The sequence below is a fragment of the Variovorax sp. LjRoot175 genome (assembly GCF_964253805.1).
Taxonomy (GTDB): Bacteria; Pseudomonadota; Gammaproteobacteria; order Burkholderiales; family Burkholderiaceae_C; genus Variovorax.
This window is the reverse complement of the sequence record NZ_CAXURY020000001.1, coordinates 4,090,256-4,109,413: the sequence shown is the minus strand read 5'-3', so window position 1 is coordinate 4,109,413 and position 19,158 is coordinate 4,090,256. Positions and strand designations below refer to the sequence as shown.

Here is a 19,158-nt window from a genome sequence, read left to right as displayed (position 1 = left end):
ATGAACAAGCCCATCGACCTCGCCCTGCTGCAATCGGCAGAGGCCTTTGCCGACTACCTGAAGAACACTGCCGCGCGCATCGATGCGCGCGCCGAGGCCAAGGCGCACGACGACGGTGCGCGCGTCGGCATCAGCCGGCCGCACGAATCGGCCCACCTGCACGTGGCCGGCGAGGCCACCTACATCGACGACATCCCCGAACTCGCGGGCACGCTGCACTGCGCGCTGGGGCTGTCGCCGGTGGCCAATGGCCGGCTCCAGAACATGAAGCTCGAAGCCATCTGCGCCATGCCCGGTGTGGTGGCGGTGCTGACGGCGGCCGATATTCCGGGCAGCAACGACTGCGGCTCGATCATCCACGACGACCCCATCCTCTGCAGCGGCGACATCCGCTACCTGGGCCAGCCCGTGTTTGCCGTGATCGCCGAGACGCGCGACGCCGCGCGCCGCGCCGCGGCCTGCGCCAAGGACGCGATGGACGTCGAGGCCGAGCCGCCGGTGATCACGCCGCAGCAGGCGCATGAGAAGGGCCAGTACGTGCTGCCGCCGATGCATCTCGTGCGCAGCACGAACGAGGGCGGCGCACAGGCCGCGATCGCGAAGGCGCCGCATCGGCTGAAGGCCACGCTCGACGTCGGCGGGCAGGAGCAGTTCTACCTCGAGGGCCAGATCAGCTACGCGATCCCGAAGGAGGGCGGCACGATGCACGTGCACTGCTCGACCCAGCATCCGAGCGAGATGCAGCACCTGGTGGCGCATGCGCTGCACCTGCATGCGAACGAAGTGCACGTCGAGTGCCGGCGCATGGGCGGCGGCTTCGGCGGCAAGGAGTCGCAGTCGGCGCTCTTCGCCTGCGTGGCGGCGGTGGCGGCGAACAAGCTGCAGCGCCCGGTCAAGCTCAGGCTCGACCGCGACGACGACTTCCTGATCACCGGCCGGCGCCACTGTTTCTGGTACGAGTACGAGGTCGGCTACGACGACGAGGGCCGCATCCTCGGCGCGGAAATCTCGATGGTCTCGCGCGCCGGCCACTCCGCCGATCTTTCGGGCCCGGTGATGACGCGCGCGCTGTGCCACTTCGACAACGCTTACTGGCTGCCCGACGTGGCGATGCACGGCTATTCGGGCCGCACCAACACGCAGAGCAACACGGCGTTCCGCGGCTTCGGCGGCCCGCAGGGCGCGATCGCGATCGAGAACATCCTCGACACCGTGGCGCGCGAGCTGGGCCGCGACCCGCTCGACGTGCGGCGCATCAACTTCTATGGCAAGACGGAGCACAACGTCACGCCCTACGGCCAGCTCGTCAGCGACAACATCATCCACGAGCTGGTGGCCGAGCTCGAAGGCACCAGCGGCTACCGCGCGCGGCGCGAGGAGATCGCGGGCTTCAATGCCAAGAGCCCGGTGCTCAAGCGCGGCATCGCGCTGGCGCCGCTGAAATTCGGCATCTCCTTCAACGTCAAGCACTTCAACCAGGCCGGCGCGCTGGTCCATGTCTACACCGACGGCTCGATCCTCGTGAACCATGGCGGCACCGAGATGGGGCAGGGGCTCAACACCAAGGTGGCGCAGGTGGTGGCGCACGAACTCGGCGTGAGCTTCGAGAGCGTGCGCGTCACCGCCACCGACACGCAGAAGGTGGCCAACACCTCGGCCACCGCCGCATCGACCGGGGCCGACCTCAACGGCAAGGCCGCGCAGGACGCCGCGCGCCAGATCCGCGATCGCCTGGCCGCCTGCGCGGCGGCGCGCCACGGCGGCGAGGCGAGCGCGGTGCGCTTCGCCAACGACCAGGTCGAAGTCAACGGCCGCTCGCTGTCGTTCAGCACGGTCGTCGGCGAGGCCTACCTCGACCGCGTGCAGCTCTGGTCCGACGGCTTCTATGCCACGCCGGGCCTCAGCTGGGACAAGGACCGGATGCAGGGCCGCCCCTTCTTCTACTATGCCTACGGCGCTGCCGTGAGCGAGGTGATCGTCGATACGCTCACCGGCGAGTGGAAGCTGCTGCGCGCCGACATCCTGCACGACGCCGGCAAGTCGCTGAACCCGGCGGTCGACATCGGCCAGGTCGAAGGCGCCTTTATCCAGGGCATGGGCTGGCTCACGACCGAAGAGCTGGTGTGGCATCCGAAGACCGGCCTGCTCACCACGCACGCGCCCAGCACCTACAAGATCCCGACGGCCAACGATTGCCCGCCGGTGTTCAACGTGCGCCTGTTCGAAGGCCAGAACTTCGAGGACTCGATCCATCGCAGCAAGGCGGTTGGCGAGCCGCCGCTCCTGCTGCCCTTCTCGGTCTTCTTCGCGATCCGCGATGCCGTGTCGGCCGTGGGCAAGCACAAGGTGGACCCGCCGCTGACCGCGCCGGCCACCAGCGAGTCGATTCTCCGAGCGATCACTGCGGTGCAGAGCGCATCCGCATAACCCGACCCGTTCGCCCTGAGCCTGTCGAAGGGCCGCGCAAGGCTTCGACCCTTCGTCAAGCTCAGGACAGGCCAAGCTCAGCCCGAACGGACTTAACGTGAATTCAGCGCTGTATAACTGCCCACACATTCAGCAACATGCGGGCAGCTTATGAGAGACCAGGCGCTTCTCGACAAGATCGATCTTCATCTCATCAGGGTTCTACATACCGTGTTGACCGACCGCAGCGTCTCGCGCGCCGCCATCCGCCTGGGCATGTACCAGCCTGCAGTTTCTGCAGCGCTGAAGCGCCTGCGCGAGCTCTCGGGCGACCCATTGCTGGTGCGCTCGGGCTCGGGCATGGTGCCGACCGATGCGGGGCTGCGCATGATCGATCCGGCCGCCAGCATCCTGCGCGCCGCGGAGATGCTGTTCTCCGATGCGCGCGGCTTCGATCCCCAGACCGCGTCCACTACCTTCCGCATCGCGGCCAGCGACTACCTCGACCCTTTGTTCCTGCCGATGCTGGTGGCGCAGGTCAAGGCGCAGGCGCCGTTGTGCCACATCGAGATCCATTCGCTCTCGTCCGATTCGGACTATCACGCGCACCTGTCGCTCGGCCAGGTCGACCTGGTGATCGGCAACTGGCTCAAGCCGCCGGAAGACCTGCACATGGCGCGGCTCTTCGCCGACGACATCGTCTCGCTGGTCAACAAGGACCATCCGGCCGTGCGCCGCGGCTGGGAGCTCGAGACCTGGCTCGCGGCCGAGCACGTGGCGCCGACCCCCATGCACCCCGGCGCGCGCGGCATCATCGACCAGATGCTCGACGAGCTGGGCCGGCAGCGCAACATCACGGCGCGCTGCGCGCACTTCAGCCTGATCCCCGACATGGTGGCCTCGAGCCTGCTGGTGCTGACCACCGGTCGCCAGTACTGCGAGCGTTTTGTCGACCGCCTGCCGGTCGCGATCCTCGAGTGCCCGATCGCGCTGCCGCGCCTCATGTACTACCAGCTCTGGCATGAGCGCACCCATTCATCGAGCTCCGCGCGCTGGCTGCGCGAGCGAACCAAAGCCGTGGCGGCCTCGCTGAGGCCGTCGCTTCCCGCTGCCGGCTAGGCAGTTCTTCCACTCGCGCCGGGCGTCGCGACTGCGACCCACGCCATATACATAAGAGAGACGGAGACAACGCGATGAACCGCACACAACAGATGCTCGACATCAGCGAGCACGACACCAGCTCTGCACGCCCGGCCACCGGCTGGGCCGAGCGCATGTTCAAGCTCAAGGAGCACAACACGACAGTGCGCACCGAGCTGGTGGCAGGCCTCACGACCTTCCTGACGATGGCCTACATCATCTTCGTCAACCCGTCGATCCTCGGCGATGCGGGCATGCCGAAGGACGCGGTGTTCGTCGCCACCTGCCTGATCGCCGCGCTCGGCACCGCGATCATGGCCTTCTACGCCAACTACCCGATCGCGCTGGCGCCCGGCATGGGGCTCAACGCCTACTTCGCCTACGTGGTCGTGCTGCAGATGGGCTTCACTTGGCAGGCGGCGCTCGGCGCGGTCTTCGTCTCGGGCTGCCTGTTCCTGCTGGTCACGCTCTTCAAGCTGCGCGAGCTGATCATCCGCGGCATCCCGCAGTCGATAAGGCTGGCCATCACGGTCGGCATCGGCCTCTTCCTCGCGATCATCGCGCTCAAGAGCGCGGGCATCGTCGCGCCGTCGAAGGCCACCTACATCACGCTGGGCGACCTGCACACGCCGCAGGTGGTGCTGGCGACGCTGGGCTTCTTCACGATCGTGGTGCTCGACCGGCTCAAGGTGCCCGGCGCGATCCTGATCGGCATCATCGCGGTGACGGTGCTGTCCTTCTTCTTCGGCGGCAACACCTTCCACGGCGTGTTCTCGGCGCCGCCCTCGATCGCGCCCACCTTCCTGCAGCTGGACATCAAGTCGGCGCTCTCTGGCGGCATCCTGAACGTGATCCTGGTCTTCTTCCTGGTCGAGCTCTTCGACGCCACTGGCACGCTGATGGGCGTGGCCCGGCGCGCCGGCCTCCTGGTGCCGGGCAAGATGGACCGGCTCAACAAATCGCTCTTGGCCGACAGCGGCGCGATCTTCGCGGGCTCGCTGCTGGGCACCTCGAGCACCACGGCCTACGTGGAAAGCGCGGCCGGCGTGCAGGCGGGCGGGCGCACCGGCCTCACGGCGCTCACGGTGGCGGTGCTGTTCCTGGCCGCTCTGGTGATCTCGCCCCTGGCCGGCTCGGTGCCGGCCTATGCGACCGCACCGGCGCTTTTCTTCGTGGCCTGTTTGATGCTTAGGGATATCACCGAGCTCGACTGGGACGACACGACCGAAGTGATCCCGGCCGCCGTCACGGCGCTGGCGATGCCCTTCACGTACTCGATCGCCAACGGCCTGGCCTTCGGCTTCATCACCTATGCGGTGCTGAAGCTGTTCACGGGCCGCGCCAGGCAGGTGCACTGGATGGTGTGGCTCATTGGCGGCGTGTTCCTTTTCAAGTTCATCTATATCGGCGGACACTGACGAAAATGCGGCGATCGTCCCAAGGGCGGTTCAGGGCAACAACAACCCAAAGGCCAGGCACAGGCATGACAATCCAAAGACTTCAGCTCGCGCACATTACGAAGCGCTATCCCGCGGTGGTCGCCAACAGCGACGTCTCGCTCACGGTGGCGCCGGGCGAAACCCATGCCGTGCTCGGCGAGAACGGCGCCGGCAAGTCCACGCTGATGAAGATCATCTACGGTTCCGTGAAGCCGGACGAAGGCAGCGTGACCTTCAACGGCCAGCCGGTCACCGTGCGCAACCCGCAGGAGGCGAGGGCGCTGGGCATCAGCATGGTGTTCCAGCACTTCAGCCTGTTCGACACGCTCACCGTGGCCGAGAACGTTTGGCTCGGGCTCGACAAGAGCCTGGCGCTGGCCGAGGTCACGCGCCGCATCACGGCCAAGGCGAGCGAGTACGGGCTCGACATCGACCCGTCGCGGCCGGTGCACACGCTCTCGGTCGGCGAGATGCAGCGGGTGGAGATCATCCGCGCGCTGCTCACCGACCCCAAGCTCCTGATCCTCGACGAACCGACCTCGGTACTGACCCCGCAAGCAGTGGTCAAGCTCTTCGTGGTGCTCAAGAAGCTGGCCTCTGAAGGCTGCAGCATCCTCTACATCAGTCACAAGCTGCACGAGATCCGCGAGCTTTGCACCGCCTGTACGGTGCTGCGCGGCGGCAAGGTCACGGGCGTGTGCAACCCGCAGAACGAAAGCAATGAATCGCTGTCGCGCCTGATGATCGGCGCCGAGCCGCCGCCCCTGCAGCACCGGCCGGTGCATGCGGGCGCGGTGGCCTTGCGGGTCAAGGGCCTGACGCTGGCGCGCGAAGACCAGTTCGGCGTCGACCTCGACGGCATCTCGCTCGACGTGCGCGCCGGCGAGGTGGTGGGCATCGCGGGCGTGTCGGGCAACGGCCAGAAAGAGCTGCTCTACGCGCTCTCCGGCGAGGACACGCGCGCCGAGGCGCCGATGATCGAGGTCTTCGGCCAGCCGGCCGCGCATTTCAGGCCGCGCAGGCGGCGCGCGCTGGGCCTGCATTTCGTGCCCGAGGAAAGGCTGGGCCGCGGCGCGGTGCCGACGCTGAGCCTCGCGCACAACATGCTGCTCACCCGCAGCAACGCGGTGGGCCAGGGCGGCTGGATCCGCACCGGTGCGCTGCAGCAGCATGCCGGCGAGATCATCCGGCGCTTCAACGTCAAGGCCGGCGGGCCCGGCGCGGCGGCGCGTTCGCTCTCGGGCGGCAATCTGCAGAAGTTCATCGTCGGGCGCGAGATCGACGCCAATCCGAAGATCTTCATCGTCTCGCAGCCGACCTGGGGCGTGGACGTGGGCGCCGCGGCGCTGATCCGAGGCGAGATCCTGGCGCTGCGCGACGCCGGCTGCGCGGTGCTGGTGGTGAGCGAAGAGCTCGACGAGCTGTTCGAGATCAGCGACCGGCTGCACGTGATCGCCAAGGGCCGGCTCTCGCCCTCGATCGACCGCGCGGCGGCCACCGTGCCGCAGATCGGCGAATGGATGAGCGGCCTGTGGAACGCCCCCCAGGCTGCAGCGAAGGAGGTGGCCCATGCTTAAGCTCGAACCCCGCCCGCAGCTCTCGCGCTTCTGGAGCTACGGCTCGCCGATCCTGGCCCTGCTCATCACGGTGCTGATCGGCATGGTGCTCTTCGCGCTGCTGGGCAAGGACCCGGTCAAGGGCCTCGCGGTCTTCTTCTGGGAGCCGATCAAGAGCGGCTATGCGCTGGGCGAGCTGATGGTCAAGGCCACGCCCTTGCTCATCATCGCGCTCGGCCTGGCCGTGTGCTTCCGCTCCAACGTCTGGAACATCGGTGCCGAAGGGCAGTTCGTGTTCGGCGCCATCGCGGCCGGCGGCGTGGCGCTGCTGGCCGACAAGACCACGGGCTCGTGGATCGTGGCGGCGATCCTGGTGGCCGGTATCCTCGGCGGCATGGTCTGGGCCGGCATCGTGGCCTTCCTGCGCGACAAGTTCAACGCCAACGAGATCCTCGTGAGCCTGATGCTGGTCTACGTCGCGACGCTGCTCCTGGGCTACATGGTCTACGGACCCTGGAAAGACCCGATGGGCTACAACTTCCCGCAGACCAAGACCTTCGAGGCGGTGACGCAGATCCCGCGGCTCATGAAGGGCTCGCGCGTGAGCATCGGCCTGGTCATCGCGCTGATCGGCGCGGCGGCCCTGTGGGTGTTCCTTTTCCGCACGCGCTCGGGCTTCGCGCAGCAGGTCGGCGGCCTGGCGCCGGCCGCCGCGCGCTATGCCGGCTTCTCGGCGCGGCGCGCGGTGTGGATCGCGCTGCTCACCTCGGGCGGCGCGGCCGGCCTCGCGGGCGCGCTCGAAGTGGCGGGCCCGATCGGCCAGCTCACGCCCTATGTGCCGGCGGGCTACGGCTTCGCCGCGATCATCGTGGCCTTCGTCGGCCGGCTGCATCCGGTGGGCATGATCTTCTCGGCCATCCTGATGAGCATGTTCTACATCGGCGGCGAGCTCGCGCAGTCGCGCCTGGGCCTGCCCAAGTCGCTGACCGGCGTGTTCCAGGGCCTGCTGCTCTTCACGCTGCTGGCGTGCGACACGCTGATCGCCTACCGCATCCGGCGCAAGTCGGCGCCCAAAGCGGTGGCTGCGCCGGCCGGTACCTCGTCACTTCAGGCCAGCACGCCACTGACTGCCCCTGTCACCGCCCAGGTCACCGAAGGAGCCATCTGATGGAATCCTATGCACTCCTCATCGGCTCCACGCTCAGCGCCGGCACCGTGCTCGCGATCGCGGCGCTGGGTTTGCTGATCAACGAAAAGGCCGGCATCGTGAACCTCGGCGCCGAGGGCATGATGCTGTGCGCCGCGATCGCCGGCTTCGCCACGGTGGTGGTCACGCACAACACCTGGCTCGGCTTTCTTGCCGGCGCTGCGGCCGGCGCGCTGCTGGCGGCCTTCTTCGGCGTGCTGGTGATCTGGCTCAACACCAACCAGTACGCGACCGGGCTCGCGCTGAGCCTGTTCGGCGTCGGCTTCTCGGCCTTCGCGGGCATCAACTTCGTGCAGGCCAAGCTGCCCGAGAGCACGAACTACGCGCTGCCGGTGCTGGGCGACATTCCGCTCATCGGGTCGGCCTTGTTCCGGCACCACCCCATGGTCTACTTCGCGGTGCTGCTCACCATCGGCCTCATCTGGTTCCTCTATCGCACCCGCGCCGGGCTGGTGCTGCGCTCGGTCGGCGAGTCGCCGGAGTCCTCGCATGCGCTGGGCTATCCGGTGCGGCGCATCCGCTTCCTGGCGGTGATCGCGGGCGGTGCGCTGTGCGGCCTTGCAGGCGCCTATTTGTCGACGGTCTACACGCCGCTTTGGGTCGAAGGCATGGTGGCGGGCCGCGGCTGGATCGCGCTGGCGCTCACCACCTTTGCGACGTGGCGGCCGGTGCGCGTGCTGCTCGGCGCCTACCTGTTCGGCGGCGTCTCGATGCTGGGTTTTCACCTGCAGAGCACGGGCGTCGACGTGCCCAGCCAGTTCCTCAGCATGCTGCAGTACATCGCGCCGATCGTGGTGCTGGCGCTGATCTCGCGCAACCCAGCCTTCATCCGCGTCAACATGCCGGCATCGATCGGGAAACCCTTCTACCCCGGCTCATAATTGAGTTTCGTTTTGTTTCTCTGCCAACCTGTCCTTTTGAGGATTTCGACAATGAATGATCTGAACAAGCGTTCCCTGCTCAAGCTGGCTGCCGTCACCGCGGTCGCTTCGGCCGCCCTCATCGGCTGCGGCAAGAAGGAAGAAGCGCCGGCGCCTGCACCTGCTGCGCCGGCACCGGCTCCGAGCGCCGCGGCGCCCGCGCCCGCAGCGCCGCTGAACGTCGCGTTCGCCTATGTCGGGCCGGTGGGTGACGGCGGCTGGACCTTTGCGCACGACAACGCGCGCAAGGCGGTCGAGAAGGAATTCGGCGCCAAGATCAAGACCACTTTCGTCGAGAGCGTGCCCGAGTCGGCGGACGCCGAGCGCGTGTTCCGCGACATGGTGGGCCAGGGCAACAAGCTGATCTTCGGCACCACCTTCGGCTACATGGAGCCGATGCTCAAGGTCGCCGGCGACAACAAGGATGTCAAGTTCGAACATGCCACCGGCTACAAGACGGCCGAGAACATGCGCACCTACGACAGCCGCACCTACGAAGGCGCGTACATGGCCGGCATCATCGCGGGCGCGATGACCAAGAGCAACACGCTGGGCGTGGTCGGCTCGGTGCCGATCCCCGAGGTGCTGCGCAACATCAACTCCTTCACGCTGGGTGCGCAATCGGTCAATCCGAAGGTCACGACCAAGGTGGTGTGGGTCAACGAGTGGTTCAGCCCGCCGAAGGAGACCGAGGCCGCCACCGCGCTGATCAACGGCGGCGCCGACGTGCTGTTCCAGAACACCGACTCGCCGGCCGTGCTCAAGACCGCGCAGGAAAAAGGCAAGCGCGCCTTCGGCTGGGATTCGGACATGACCGCCTACGGTCCCAAGGCCCACCTGGCCTCGGCCGTCATCAACTGGACGCCGTACTACACCAAGGCCGTGCAGGACGCGCTCGACGGCAAGTGGGCCACCGGCCAGACCTGGTGGGGCGTGAAGGAAGGCGCGATCGACATCGTGTCGCTGGCCGAAGACGTGCCGGCCCCGATCAAGACCAAGGTCGAGGAAGTCAAGAAGGGCCTGAAGGACGGCAGCTTCTCGATCTGGAAGGGCCCGATCGTCGCGCAGGACGGCAAAGAACTGGTTGCCAAGGACGCGGTCGCCGACGACAAGTTCCTCTCGGGTGTGAACTTCTACGTCAAGGGCGTCGAGGGCAAGGTGCCGGGCGGCGACAAGAAGTAAGCCGTCGGAGTTTTCGTTCTGAAGGGTTGCCGATCGGCAACCCTTTTTCGTTTCCCAACGCTCACGATGATCGAAAAAGAACTCTGGCATCCCGTTGCGCTCACCGATGAAGTAGCTGGCGCACCGTTCGCCGCGCGCCTGCTCGGCGAAAACCTCGTGCTGTGGCGCGACGCCGCCGGTGCGGTGCAGGCCTGGGCCGACCGCTGCCCGCACCGGGGCGCGCAGCTCTCGCTGGGCCGCGTGGTGGCCTGCGAAGGCGGCACGAGGCTGGAGTGCCCGTATCACGGCTGGCAGTTCGCGACCGGTGGGCGGTGCGCACACGTGCCCGCGCTGCCAGACTTCCAGCCGCCGGCCACGCACCGCGCGACGATGCATGCGGTGCAGGAAGCCCATGGCTTGGTCTGGGTGCGCTTGCAAGGCGAGGGTGGCGCGCTGCCGGCCTTCGCGGCCGAGCACGACGTGCAGCTGCGCAAGCTCAACTGCGGCCCTTACAACGTCGAGACCAGCGCGCCGCGCCTGGTCGAGAACTTCCTCGACATGGCGCACTTCGGCTTCGTGCACGAAGGCTGGCTCGGCGCGCGCGACATGACGGCCATCGACGACTACCGCGTCGAGGCCACGCCCGGCGGCCTGCTCGCGACCGGCTGCAAGGCCTGGCAGCCGCAGTCCACGATCAATTCGACGGCGCCGGCGAAGGTGGAGTACAGCTATGAGGTGACCGCGCCCTATGCCGCGGTTCTGACCAAGATCCCCGAAGCGGCGAGCGTGGGCATCGACGGCTACCAGGAATCGATCGCGCTCTTCATCTGCCCCGTCGATGCGGAGTGCAGCCGGGTGTGGTTCCGTCTCGCCACCGCCGACTTTGCGCGCGATGATGCGCAACTGCGCGCATTCCAGGACACCATCTTCCTGCAGGACAAACCGGTGCTCGAATCGCAGCAGCCCAAGCGCCTGCCGCTGGACCTGCGCGCCGAGCTGCACACCGCGGCCGACAAGGCCTCGTCTTTCTACCGCCGGCACCTCTTGGCGCGCGGCATCACTTTCGGAGTCTGCTGATGACCTACACCGTTCCTCCCGTTGCCGCCGACCGCCTGCCCGCGCTGCTGCGCGCCATGCCCAAGGCCGAGCTGCACATGCACATCGAAGGCTCGCTCGAGCCCGAGCTGATCTTCGCGCTCGCGCAGCGCAACAGCGTGGCCATTCCCTACGCCAGCGTGGAAGAGCTGCGCCGCGCCTACGCCTTCACCAACCTGCAGAGCTTCCTCGACATCTACTACGCGGGCGCCAGCGTGCTGCTTGCGGAGCAGGACTTCTACGACATGGCCTGGGCGTACCTCGAACGTGCCGCGGCCGACAACGTGGTCCATACCGAGATGTTCTTCGACCCGCAGACGCACACGGTGCGCGGCGTCGCGATGCAGACCGTGATCGACGGCCTGCACCGCGCCTGCGTCGACGCGAAGAGCAAGCTCGGCGTGAGCGCCGCGCTGATCCTGTGCTTCCTGCGCCACCTGAGCGAGGAAGACGCCTTCGCCACGCTCGAACAGGCGCTGCCGTTTCGCGACCGCTTCATCGGCGTTGGCCTCGATTCCAGCGAGCTCGGCCATCCGCCCGAGAAGTTCGCGCGCGTGTTCGCGCGTTGCCGCGAGCTCGGCTTCCACCTGGTCGCGCACGCGGGCGAAGAGGGTCCGCCGGCCTACGTGTGGAGCGCGCTCGACGTGCTCAAGGTCGAGCGCATCGACCACGGCGTGCAGAGCACCAAGGACGCCGCGCTGATGAAGCGCCTGGCAGCGGACCGCATCCCGCTCACCGTCTGCCCGCTGTCCAACCTCAAGCTCTGCGTGTTTCCCGATCTCGCGCAGCACAACCTCGGCGCCTTGCTCGACGCCGGCCTGGTCGCGACCGTGAACTCGGACGACCCGGCCTACTTCGGCGGCTACATGAACGAGAACTTCGTCCAGACCTTCGCAGCGACCGGCCTGACGGCGCAGCATGCGTGGCAGCTGGCGGCCAACAGCTTCGAGGGGAGTTTTGTCGACGCGGCGACGAAGGGGCGCTGGATGGATCGGCTGAACGAGGCCTTTGCGCGGGCTTGACGCAGGGCTGTGACGAGATTTCGCTAGGCGGGCATCGGGACCCGGTCCGGTTGATAGCACATAGGTCGCTCGTCGAACGCCAGCCAACCAAGCTGGTCGCACAGGCGCTGAACGATCGCTGAGTGGTCCGCTCGCAGCGAGCATCGCAGGCTGAGTGTGCCCTTTGCCGCAGGAACGTGAAGTTCAATCCATTGACCGTCGATCTGGGTGCGACCGACATGATCACTGTCCCAATCGATGGCATGAATCGCGCGTGCCAGTGCTGCCCGCATTGCAACACCGTTGTTCAACGGAAGGACCGTAGCCTCGCTAAGTTCGTGCGGCTCGAGCGGCAGACGCGTGGGTTGGAAGAAGAGATACGTGTACGCCATGGGCTTCGTGCGTTTGACATGAACGGCAGCTGGAGGCTCTTGCTCTGGCTTCCTGTTGACCCTGAATTCACAGCACTATTCTGCCGATGTCTGTGCGTTGGATTCTGCCTTTGTACTGATTGCGGCACTTGTACCTCTCACGGTCGTACGCCCACGGTCTCGACCCGGGTCCTCTGTATTGGTACGAGCAGCGGCAGCGCCATCAACGCGCAGGCGCTGGCCGCAAACCACACCAGTGGCCAGCCCTGCAAGGCCTGCAGGTGCGGAATCGACAAGGGTGTGAGAAAGCAGACCGCGAACACGCTGGTGTTGGCCATGCCCAGCGCGGTGCCGGCGCGCGCAGCGCCCGCGAGCACGGCGAGCTCGGTGTAGGCCACGCCGTGCCAGGCCGAGACGCAGACGCCGCAAGCGGCCAGCAAGACGATCAGCACGATGTGCAGCGTCGATGAATCGACAACCGTCGCATCGCCGGCTAGCGACACTGCGCCGAGCGCGGCGAACAGCAGCACGCTGAGCATGCTGCAAGCGCTCAGGTAGGCCGGCCGGTTCCTGCGGCGGTCGGTCCAGCGGCCGCTCCAGACGCGCATCGCCATCGCGCCCACCTGCACCGTCACCATGGTGGCGGTGATCGCGGCGAGGCCGGCATGGCCGAAGTCGTGCAGGAACACGGTGCCGAAGGACAGCACCGCGAACTGCGGCGCACAGAGGATGCCGATGCCGGCAACGATGCGCCAGACGCGCGGGTCGCGCAGCGGGCCGTTGTGTGGCGCGGCAACGTGCGCTGCGGGTGTTGCGCGCGGCGCGGCCGGCGGCTCATGCACCCAGGCCCGGCAGAGCAGGGCGCTCAGTGCGCACAGCGCGGCCAGCAATCCGTACAGCGCCGCGAAACCGAAGTGCAGCGCGACCACGGGCAGCACCAGCGCGCCGATGCCGCCGCCCAGCGGCACGGCCGTCTGCCGGATGCACATCGCAAGGCCGTGCTCGCCGTCCGCGAACCAGGTCATCACGGCGCGCCCGCTGGCGCCGTTGACGCTGCCGCCGAGCAGGCCGACAAGGAGCAGGCCCGCACCGAGCCAGCCGAGGCCCGGCACTTGCTGCGCCGTGGGCGCGGCGAACAGCGCCATTGCGACGAGCGCCGCCGTCGTGGCGCCGAGCCCGGTCAGCAGCACGGGCCGATCGCCCCAGCGGTCGGTGAGCAGGCCCCAGGGCAGTTCGCTGACGGCGATGCCCAGGCCCATGAGGCCGAGCACCAGGCCCAGCGTCGCGTTGTCGAGCCGGTAGCCCGAGCGCATGAGCACGGCGGTCATCGGAATGCCGCTGAAGGCGACCGAGAAGGCGGCGTTGGCGGCCACGCCGGCGGCGAGCACCTTCCAGCGGTGCCGGGGAGAGAAATGGGGATCGGATGACATCGTGCGACGCAGTGTCGGCTGTTGCCAGAGTTCTGAAAATCAGAAAATAATCAACCAATCATCCCAAAAAACAGGATCGTCATGGCCCAGGTGATGTTCGACCTCGATGTGCTGCGCAGCTTCTCCACCGGCATCGCGCTAGGCAGTTTTGCGCGCGCGGCCGACAAGCTGGGGCGCTCCACCTCGGCCGTGAGCGCGCAGCTCAAGAAGCTGGAGTCGCAGGCCGGCACGCCGTTGTTCCGCAAGGCCGGGCGCGGCCTCGACCTGACGGACGCGGGCCAGACCATGCTGGCCTATGCGCACCGCCTGCTCGAGATCAACGACGAAGCGGCGGCTGCGATGCGCGGCGTCGATCTGCAGGGCTGGGTGCGCCTGGGCCTGCAGGAGGACCTGGGCGAGACGCTGCTGCCCGGCGTGCTCGGCCGTTTTTCGCGCGCGCATCCCAAGGTGCGCATCGAGGCTTGCGTGGCACGCAGCGCCGAGTTGCGCGAGCGGCTCGACCTGGGCCAGCTCGACCTGGCGCTGATCTGGGAGGTGGAGGGCAGGCTGTCGCTGGCGCACGGCGAGCGCCTGGTGCGCCTTCCGCTGCAATGGGTGGGCCCGGCGGCGCCCGAGGCGCTCGATGTGCCGTGGTGGACCGAGCGCCAGCGGCCCGGCGCGCGCAAGTCGAAGGAGGCGCTGCCGCTGGTGCTGCTCGACGCGCCATGTCCGTTGCGCGAGATCGTCACCACCGTGCTCGACCGCGCGGGCATCCCGTGGCGGCATGCGTTCACCAGCGCCAGCCTCGCGGCGCTGTGGGCCGCGACCTCGGCAGGGCTCGGCCTGTCGGCGCGAACGCCCTTCGGATTGCCTTCGCATGTGCGCGTGCTCGATCGCGCCGGCACCGGCCTGCCGGCCTTGCCGCAGATGGCGCTGGCCATGTACCGCGCGCAGGCCGAGCCCGAAGCGCCGGTGGCGCGGCTGGCGGAGCTGTTGCGCGAGGCGGTGCGCGCGGGTGTGCCCGGCGCGTGAGCATGTCAGTACAGCGTGCGTTCCTGGCGCGCCGGCAGTTCGCGGTCGTAGGTCGCGCCATCGAACTCGCCGGCGGTGAGCGCGGCCAGGATGGCGCCCGGCGTCGGTACCGACCGCTCTGCATCGACCGGCAACGGCGCCCACAGCCGGGAACGCTGAATGGCTCGCGCGCACTGGAAGAACACCGACTCCACGCGGATGATGACCACGCACTGGGGCTCTTTGTCATCGACCGCGAAGCGCTCCAACAGATCGGGCGCGACCGTGATGCCGGCGCGGCCGTTCACGCGCAGCGTTTCGCCGACGCCCGGGATGAGGAACAGCAAGGCCACGCGCGGATCGGCCACGATGTTGCGCAGGCTGTCGATGCGGTTGTTGCCGCGGCGCTCCGGCATGAGCAGCGTCTTCTCGTCCTGCACCGCGACGAAGCCCGGCGGGTCGCCGCGTGGCGAAGCGTCGAGGCCGCCCGGATTGCAGGTGGCAAGCACGGCGAAGGGCGAGGCCGCAATCAACGCCTGGTAAGAGGGATGCAGATAGGGCACTTCTTTCTTGATCGAGGCCTCGCCGGGATGGCCGAACAGCGCTTCGAGCTGGGCCAGGGTTTCGATGGCATGGGGCTGGGTCATGGAGATCATTTCCTCGGGGCAGTGGATGGGAGGTACACGGCTGGCTTCGACTCTCGCCCGCACGCCAGTGCGGCCAGTGCCAGCAGCAGCGCCGGAAGGCCGTAGAGCCACAGCGGGGAAGCGACCGGCAGCAGGAGCCCCGCGAGCAGGGGCCCGGTGCCGGCGCCGATGTCGCGCCACACCGAGCGTGCGGCCAGCGCCTGAACACGCCCGGGCCCCGGTGTGCGCCGCGCCACGATGGGCGGCAGCAGCGGCAGTTGCAAGGCGCGCAGCACGACGATGGCGGCGGCGCAACTCCACAGCCAGCCGGCGCCGAAACCCGCCAGCGCAACGGCGGTGAGCAGCGACAGGATGACCAGCAGGCGCTCGGCGCCCAGCCGCTCGGCCATGCGGCCGCCGACCGGACTCAGAAGGATTTCCGCCAGGTAGCGCAAGGCCATCAGCAGGCCGGCCACGACCACCGCGCCGCCCGGCAGAAGATCCTTGCCGAGGTAGGACAGGCCGACGATGAAGAGCCCGTCCAGCGTCAACCCTTCCATGAAGGACCAGGCATCCAGGCTGTTGGGCCGCTGGAAGCGCCGCACCGGCGTCGCAATGCGGTGCGGTGCAGAGGGCAGCCTGCGTGCCGCGCAAAGGCCGAGGAGCGACACCGCAGCGAGCACGAAGAAGATCGGCCGCGGCCCGGTCGATTGCGCGAGCAGCGCGCCCACGGGCAGCGCGAGCACCGGCCCGATGGCGATGAAGGCGCGCGAGCGTCCGCTGCGGCGGGCCGCGCCGACCGGATCTGCCGTTGCCAGCGACTGGGTCGAAAGGTTGAGGCCCGCGAAGCACAGGCCCCACAGCAGCCGCAGCGGCAGCAGCGCCCAGAAGCCCGAGAGCGTTGCGTAGCCCAGCGCGCAGAGCGCCGCCGTCGCCACGGCCAGCGTGCAGGTCGGGCGGTCGCCGCGCTGCGCATAGAGGCGCGCCACCTGGCCATAGCCGGCGATGCGCACCAGCCGGTTCGCCGCGAGCAGCATGCCGGCTTCCGCCAGCGTCAGGCCGAACTGCGCCGCGTACATGGGCAGGAGCAGGTAGAGCACGGTGTCCGCCGGCAGCGAGAGCGCCAGTGCGAGGGCGGCGCGGCGCGAGTTCAGGTCGGCGGCAGCGGGCGGGGTTCGAGGCATCAGGACCCGATGGTGCGTTGCGCGGGCTTGCCCTGACAAACGACATTCGTGCGCCGGCATGCGTGAGAAAATCGCACGCATGCCGACCCGCGAACCGCCACTGAACGCCATCCGCGTTTTCGTCGCGGCGGCGCGGCACCAGAGCTTCACGCGCGCGGCGGTCGAGCTTCATGTCACGCACGGCGCGGTGAGCCGGCAGATTCGCAGCCTCGAAGAATTTCTCGGCGTCGCCCTGTTCGAGCGGCGCATCCGGCAGGTCACGCTGAGCGCGGAAGGACAGCAGTTCTTCGCCGAGGTCGGCCCTGCGCTCGAGCAGATCGGCGCCGCGGCGCGGGCGCTCGGCAGAGAGGCGCCCGTCCGCGCGGTGCGGATCAACGTGCGGCCGTCCTTCGCGGTGCGCTGGCTGATCCCGCGGCTGCCTTCTTTCGTCGAACGCCATCCGGACATCGAGCCCCAGGTCGTCACCAGCACGGTCGCGCCGGCGCAGGCCGCCGACGGCTTCGACATCGCGGTGCGGCGCGGACTCGAGGGCTGGCCGCCTTCCATGCGGGTGAGTCCCTTCCTCGAAGACGAGGTGCTGGTCGTCGGCGCGCCGGCGCTCTTCAGATCGCAGCCTCTGGCAGATCTGCGCGCGCTGGCATCGCACGTGCTGCTGTCGGCGAAGACGCGCAAGAGCGACTGGGACGATTGGAAGAAGCAGGTCGGCGCACCGCGGACGAAGCCGGCCGGCCGGCTGCAGTTCGACCACCTGCATTTCGTGCTGCAGGCGGCGGTCGACGGGCTGGGCATTGCGCTGGCGCCGACCTCGCTGCTCGCGCATGACTTCGTCTCGGGGCGATTGCAGCCGGCCCTGCCTGCACTGCGCATGCCCTTGACGCGCTACTACTACGGCCTCGCGCCCGATGCCGTGCCCGAGGCGCGGTGCGTTGCCGAATGGTTCGAAGAAGAGATGCGGCGCGCGCAATAGTTCACGCAAACGGTCCCCCCAAAAAGCCGGCGCGGACGTACGATGAAGCGCTGAACACATTCGTGTTGAGACGGGGCGGAACATGAAAGCGCGTTGGGAATTTGCTGCACTCGCATCGGCAGCCGTCGTGGGCATCTGCCTTCCGGCCAGTGCCCAGAGCGCAAGAGAGCTCGCCTTGGCGGCGCCCAACGAACAGCAGGAGGCGGACTACCGCGTGATCGCCGCGCGCTGCGGCACGCCGGCCTTCGAGAAAGCCTTCTTCCTGCATTCCAGGGCCGCGGTTGCTGGCGGCCTGGTCTCGAAGGGCCGCGACCCGGCGGACGTCGAGAAATCCATCGCAGCGCGGCGGCGCAGCCCGCTCGTCCTGGTCGCCACGCCTTCGGACTGCCCGGGCCAGCTGGCGCAGTTGAAGGAACTGCAGAAGCAGCGCAGCGACGCCATGAGAAGCACGCGCGGAAGCCGGTCGCGTAGCGGCTGAGCGCGCGCCGGTAAAATACCGCCCGGCGCTCCTGCCCCACAGCGCCCTTTTCTTTCTGGGGCCATGTAGAGGAACACCATGTACAAAAACCTCGCGGGCAGCGCCATTGCGGCGCTCGCAGCCGCCTGTTTTCTATCGCCTTCATTCTCCCAACCGAAGCCCGCGGCCGATCCGCTCAAGATCGGCTTCGTGTATGTCGCGCCCATCACCGATGCCGGCTGGGTGCGCCAGCATGAAGAGGGCCGCAAGGCCGTCGAGGCCGCGTTGCCCGGCAAGGTGAAGACCACTTTCGTCGAGAACGTGCCCGAGGGCGCCGATGCCGAGCGCGTGATCCGCGATCTTGCGCAGCAGGGCAACAAGCTCATCTTCACGCCCAGCTTCGGCTACATGGAGCCGACGCTCAAGGTGGCGCGCGATTTCCCGGACGTGAAGTTCGAATCCATCACCGGCTACAAGGCCGCGTCCAACGTCGCGACCGCGAACGCGCGCTACTACCAGGGTCGCTACCTCGCCGGCGTCGCGGCCGGCCGCATGACGAAGACCCATATCGCGGGCTACGTGGCCGGCTTCGCGATCCCCGAAGTGCTGCAGGGCATCAACGCCTTCACGCTCGGCATGCGCTCGGTCGATCCGCAGGCCCAGGTCAAGGTCGTCTGGCTCGATGCGTGGTTCGACCCGCCGAAGGAGCGCGATGCCGCGATGACGCTGTTCAACCAGGGCGTGGACGTGATCGCCTTCCACACCGGCTCCACCGCCGTCATGGCCGCGGCGCAGGAGCGCGGCAAGATGGCCGTGGCCTACCACTCCGACATGCGCAAGGTCGCGCCCGATGCGCAGATCGTCGCCGTCACGCACCAGTGGGGCGCCTACTACACGCAGCGCGCGCAGGCCGTGCTCGACGGCAGCTGGAAGGCCACCAGCGTTTGGGGCGGCGTCAAGGAAGGGATGATCCGCGTCGGCGACTTCGGGCCCAAGGTGCCGAAGGCGGTGCAGGAGGAGGTGCTGGCGCGCCAGCAGGACATCGCCAGCGGCAAGCTGCAGGTCTTTCGCGCGGTCGAGGACGTGCGCGACAACGAGGGCAAGCTCGCCATCGCCAAGGGCATGAGCCTGCGCGACGACCAGATCCTCACGATGAACTGGCTGGCCGAGGGCGTGCAGGGGCGCATCGCGCGCTGAGCGCCTGAACA

At 68.1% G+C, this 19,158-nt stretch carries 17 protein-coding genes; 13 read left to right on the top strand and 4 right to left on the bottom strand.

Annotation, left to right across the window (positions count from 1 at the left end; translation table 11 throughout):
• From xdhB to ACSQ89_RS20395, 9 genes are all read left to right on the top strand, one after another.
• Complete coding sequence (gene xdhB / locus ACSQ89_RS20435) at window positions 1-2,427, top strand: xanthine dehydrogenase molybdopterin binding subunit (RefSeq protein WP_436290941.1); 2,427 nt, start codon at window positions 1-3, stop codon at window positions 2,425-2,427.
• Window positions 2,428-2,577: 150 nt separating this feature from the next.
• Window positions 2,578-3,525, top strand: coding sequence for a LysR family transcriptional regulator (locus ACSQ89_RS20430; protein WP_093102938.1), 948 nt, complete (start codon window positions 2,578-2,580; stop codon window positions 3,523-3,525).
• A 92-nt stretch (window positions 3,526-3,617) separates the two neighbouring features.
• Entirely contained in the window at window positions 3,618-4,964 is a 1,347-nt protein-coding gene (locus tag ACSQ89_RS20425; protein ID WP_093103257.1) for an NCS2 family permease, read from the top strand.
• 65 nt (window positions 4,965-5,029) lie between these two features.
• Entirely contained in the window at window positions 5,030-6,562 is a 1,533-nt protein-coding gene (locus ACSQ89_RS20420; RefSeq protein ID WP_436290942.1) for an ABC transporter ATP-binding protein, read from the top strand.
• Window positions 6,555-7,709: an ABC transporter permease gene (locus ACSQ89_RS20415; RefSeq protein WP_436290943.1), complete on the top strand. Its 1,155-nt coding sequence runs from the start codon at window positions 6,555-6,557 to the stop codon at window positions 7,707-7,709. The genes ACSQ89_RS20420 and ACSQ89_RS20415 overlap by 8 nt, the downstream gene beginning before the upstream one ends.
• Window positions 7,709-8,629, top strand: a complete 921-nt coding sequence (locus ACSQ89_RS20410) for an ABC transporter permease (protein ID WP_436290944.1) — start codon at window positions 7,709-7,711, stop codon at window positions 8,627-8,629. Before ACSQ89_RS20415 ends, ACSQ89_RS20410 begins: the two co-directional genes overlap by 1 nt.
• Before the next feature lie 51 nt (window positions 8,630-8,680).
• Window positions 8,681-9,850, top strand: coding sequence for a BMP family ABC transporter substrate-binding protein (locus ACSQ89_RS20405; protein ID WP_093102942.1), 1,170 nt, complete (start codon window positions 8,681-8,683; stop codon window positions 9,848-9,850).
• A gap of 66 nt (window positions 9,851-9,916) precedes the next feature.
• Window positions 9,917-10,906 carry a Rieske 2Fe-2S domain-containing protein gene (locus tag ACSQ89_RS20400; protein WP_436290945.1) on the top strand — a complete coding sequence of 330 codons (990 nt, stop codon included), beginning with the start codon at window positions 9,917-9,919 and terminating at the stop codon, window positions 10,904-10,906.
• Window positions 10,906-11,946, top strand: coding sequence for an adenosine deaminase (locus ACSQ89_RS20395; protein WP_093102945.1), 1,041 nt, complete (start codon window positions 10,906-10,908; stop codon window positions 11,944-11,946). The genes ACSQ89_RS20400 and ACSQ89_RS20395 overlap by 1 nt, the downstream gene beginning before the upstream one ends.
• Before the next feature lie 23 nt (window positions 11,947-11,969).
• Here the strand turns inward: ACSQ89_RS20395 and ACSQ89_RS20390 are convergent, their stop codons facing one another.
• Complete coding sequence (locus ACSQ89_RS20390) at window positions 11,970-12,317, bottom strand: hypothetical protein (protein WP_093102947.1); 348 nt, start codon at window positions 12,315-12,317, stop codon at window positions 11,970-11,972.
• A gap of 137 nt (window positions 12,318-12,454) precedes the next feature.
• Complete coding sequence (locus ACSQ89_RS20385) at window positions 12,455-13,726, bottom strand: MFS transporter (protein WP_436290946.1); 1,272 nt, start codon at window positions 13,724-13,726, stop codon at window positions 12,455-12,457.
• A gap of 81 nt (window positions 13,727-13,807) precedes the next feature.
• Between ACSQ89_RS20385 and ACSQ89_RS20380 the strand changes: the two genes are divergently transcribed.
• Window positions 13,808-14,737, top strand: a complete 930-nt coding sequence (locus tag ACSQ89_RS20380; RefSeq protein WP_436290947.1) for a LysR substrate-binding domain-containing protein — start codon at window positions 13,808-13,810, stop codon at window positions 14,735-14,737.
• Between the two features lie 5 nt (window positions 14,738-14,742).
• Here ACSQ89_RS20380 and ACSQ89_RS20375 read toward each other — a convergent pair whose 3' ends face one another.
• Both ACSQ89_RS20375 and ACSQ89_RS20370 read right to left on the bottom strand, forming a co-directional pair.
• Window positions 14,743-15,363, bottom strand: coding sequence for a pyridoxamine 5'-phosphate oxidase family protein (locus tag ACSQ89_RS20375; protein ID WP_093103260.1), 621 nt, complete (start codon window positions 15,361-15,363; stop codon window positions 14,743-14,745).
• Between the two features lie 5 nt (window positions 15,364-15,368).
• Window positions 15,369-16,526: an MFS transporter gene (locus ACSQ89_RS20370; protein WP_093102951.1), complete on the bottom strand. Its 1,158-nt coding sequence runs from the start codon at window positions 16,524-16,526 to the stop codon at window positions 15,369-15,371.
• Between the two features lie 79 nt (window positions 16,527-16,605).
• Between ACSQ89_RS20370 and ACSQ89_RS20365 the strand changes: the two genes are divergently transcribed.
• The 3 genes from ACSQ89_RS20365 to ACSQ89_RS20355 all read left to right on the top strand — a co-directional run bounded on the left by ACSQ89_RS20365 (window position 16,606) and on the right by ACSQ89_RS20355 (window position 19,147).
• Window positions 16,606-17,493 carry a LysR substrate-binding domain-containing protein gene (locus ACSQ89_RS20365; protein ID WP_093102953.1) on the top strand — a complete coding sequence of 296 codons (888 nt, stop codon included), beginning with the start codon at window positions 16,606-16,608 and terminating at the stop codon, window positions 17,491-17,493.
• An 82-nt stretch (window positions 17,494-17,575) separates the two neighbouring features.
• Window positions 17,576-17,971, top strand: coding sequence for a hypothetical protein (locus ACSQ89_RS20360; protein ID WP_436290948.1), 396 nt, complete (start codon window positions 17,576-17,578; stop codon window positions 17,969-17,971).
• Between the two features lie 78 nt (window positions 17,972-18,049).
• On the top strand, window positions 18,050-19,147 hold the full coding sequence (locus tag ACSQ89_RS20355; RefSeq protein WP_436290949.1) for a BMP family ABC transporter substrate-binding protein: 1,098 nt from the start codon (window positions 18,050-18,052) through the stop codon (window positions 19,145-19,147).
• The last annotated feature ends 11 nt before the right edge of the window (window positions 19,148-19,158 follow it).

Coding starts and splice junctions, on each gene's coding strand:
- ACSQ89_RS20385 (WP_436290946.1), bottom strand. CDS start 13,726: ATGTCATCCGATCCCCATTTCTCTCCCCGGCACCGCTGGAAGGTGCTC.
- ACSQ89_RS20400 (WP_436290945.1), top strand. CDS start 9,917: ATGATCGAAAAAGAACTCTGGCATCCCGTTGCGCTCACCGATGAAGTA.
- ACSQ89_RS20360 (WP_436290948.1), top strand. CDS start 17,576: ATGAAAGCGCGTTGGGAATTTGCTGCACTCGCATCGGCAGCCGTCGTG.
- ACSQ89_RS20410 (WP_436290944.1), top strand. CDS start 7,709: ATGGAATCCTATGCACTCCTCATCGGCTCCACGCTCAGCGCCGGCACC.
- ACSQ89_RS20370 (WP_093102951.1), bottom strand. CDS start 16,526: ATGCCTCGAACCCCGCCCGCTGCCGCCGACCTGAACTCGCGCCGCGCC.
- ACSQ89_RS20395 (WP_093102945.1), top strand. CDS start 10,906: ATGACCTACACCGTTCCTCCCGTTGCCGCCGACCGCCTGCCCGCGCTG.
- ACSQ89_RS20375 (WP_093103260.1), bottom strand. CDS start 15,363: ATGACCCAGCCCCATGCCATCGAAACCCTGGCCCAGCTCGAAGCGCTG.
- ACSQ89_RS20380 (WP_436290947.1), top strand. CDS start 13,808: ATGGCCCAGGTGATGTTCGACCTCGATGTGCTGCGCAGCTTCTCCACC.
- ACSQ89_RS20415 (WP_436290943.1), top strand. CDS start 6,555: ATGCTTAAGCTCGAACCCCGCCCGCAGCTCTCGCGCTTCTGGAGCTAC.
- ACSQ89_RS20390 (WP_093102947.1), bottom strand. CDS start 12,317: ATGGCGTACACGTATCTCTTCTTCCAACCCACGCGTCTGCCGCTCGAG.
- ACSQ89_RS20420 (WP_436290942.1), top strand. CDS start 5,030: ATGACAATCCAAAGACTTCAGCTCGCGCACATTACGAAGCGCTATCCC.
- ACSQ89_RS20430 (WP_093102938.1), top strand. CDS start 2,578: ATGAGAGACCAGGCGCTTCTCGACAAGATCGATCTTCATCTCATCAGG.
- ACSQ89_RS20355 (WP_436290949.1), top strand. CDS start 18,050: ATGTACAAAAACCTCGCGGGCAGCGCCATTGCGGCGCTCGCAGCCGCC.
- ACSQ89_RS20365 (WP_093102953.1), top strand. CDS start 16,606: ATGCCGACCCGCGAACCGCCACTGAACGCCATCCGCGTTTTCGTCGCG.
- ACSQ89_RS20425 (WP_093103257.1), top strand. CDS start 3,618: ATGCTCGACATCAGCGAGCACGACACCAGCTCTGCACGCCCGGCCACC.
- xdhB (WP_436290941.1), top strand. CDS start 1: ATGAACAAGCCCATCGACCTCGCCCTGCTGCAATCGGCAGAGGCCTTT.
- ACSQ89_RS20405 (WP_093102942.1), top strand. CDS start 8,681: ATGAATGATCTGAACAAGCGTTCCCTGCTCAAGCTGGCTGCCGTCACC.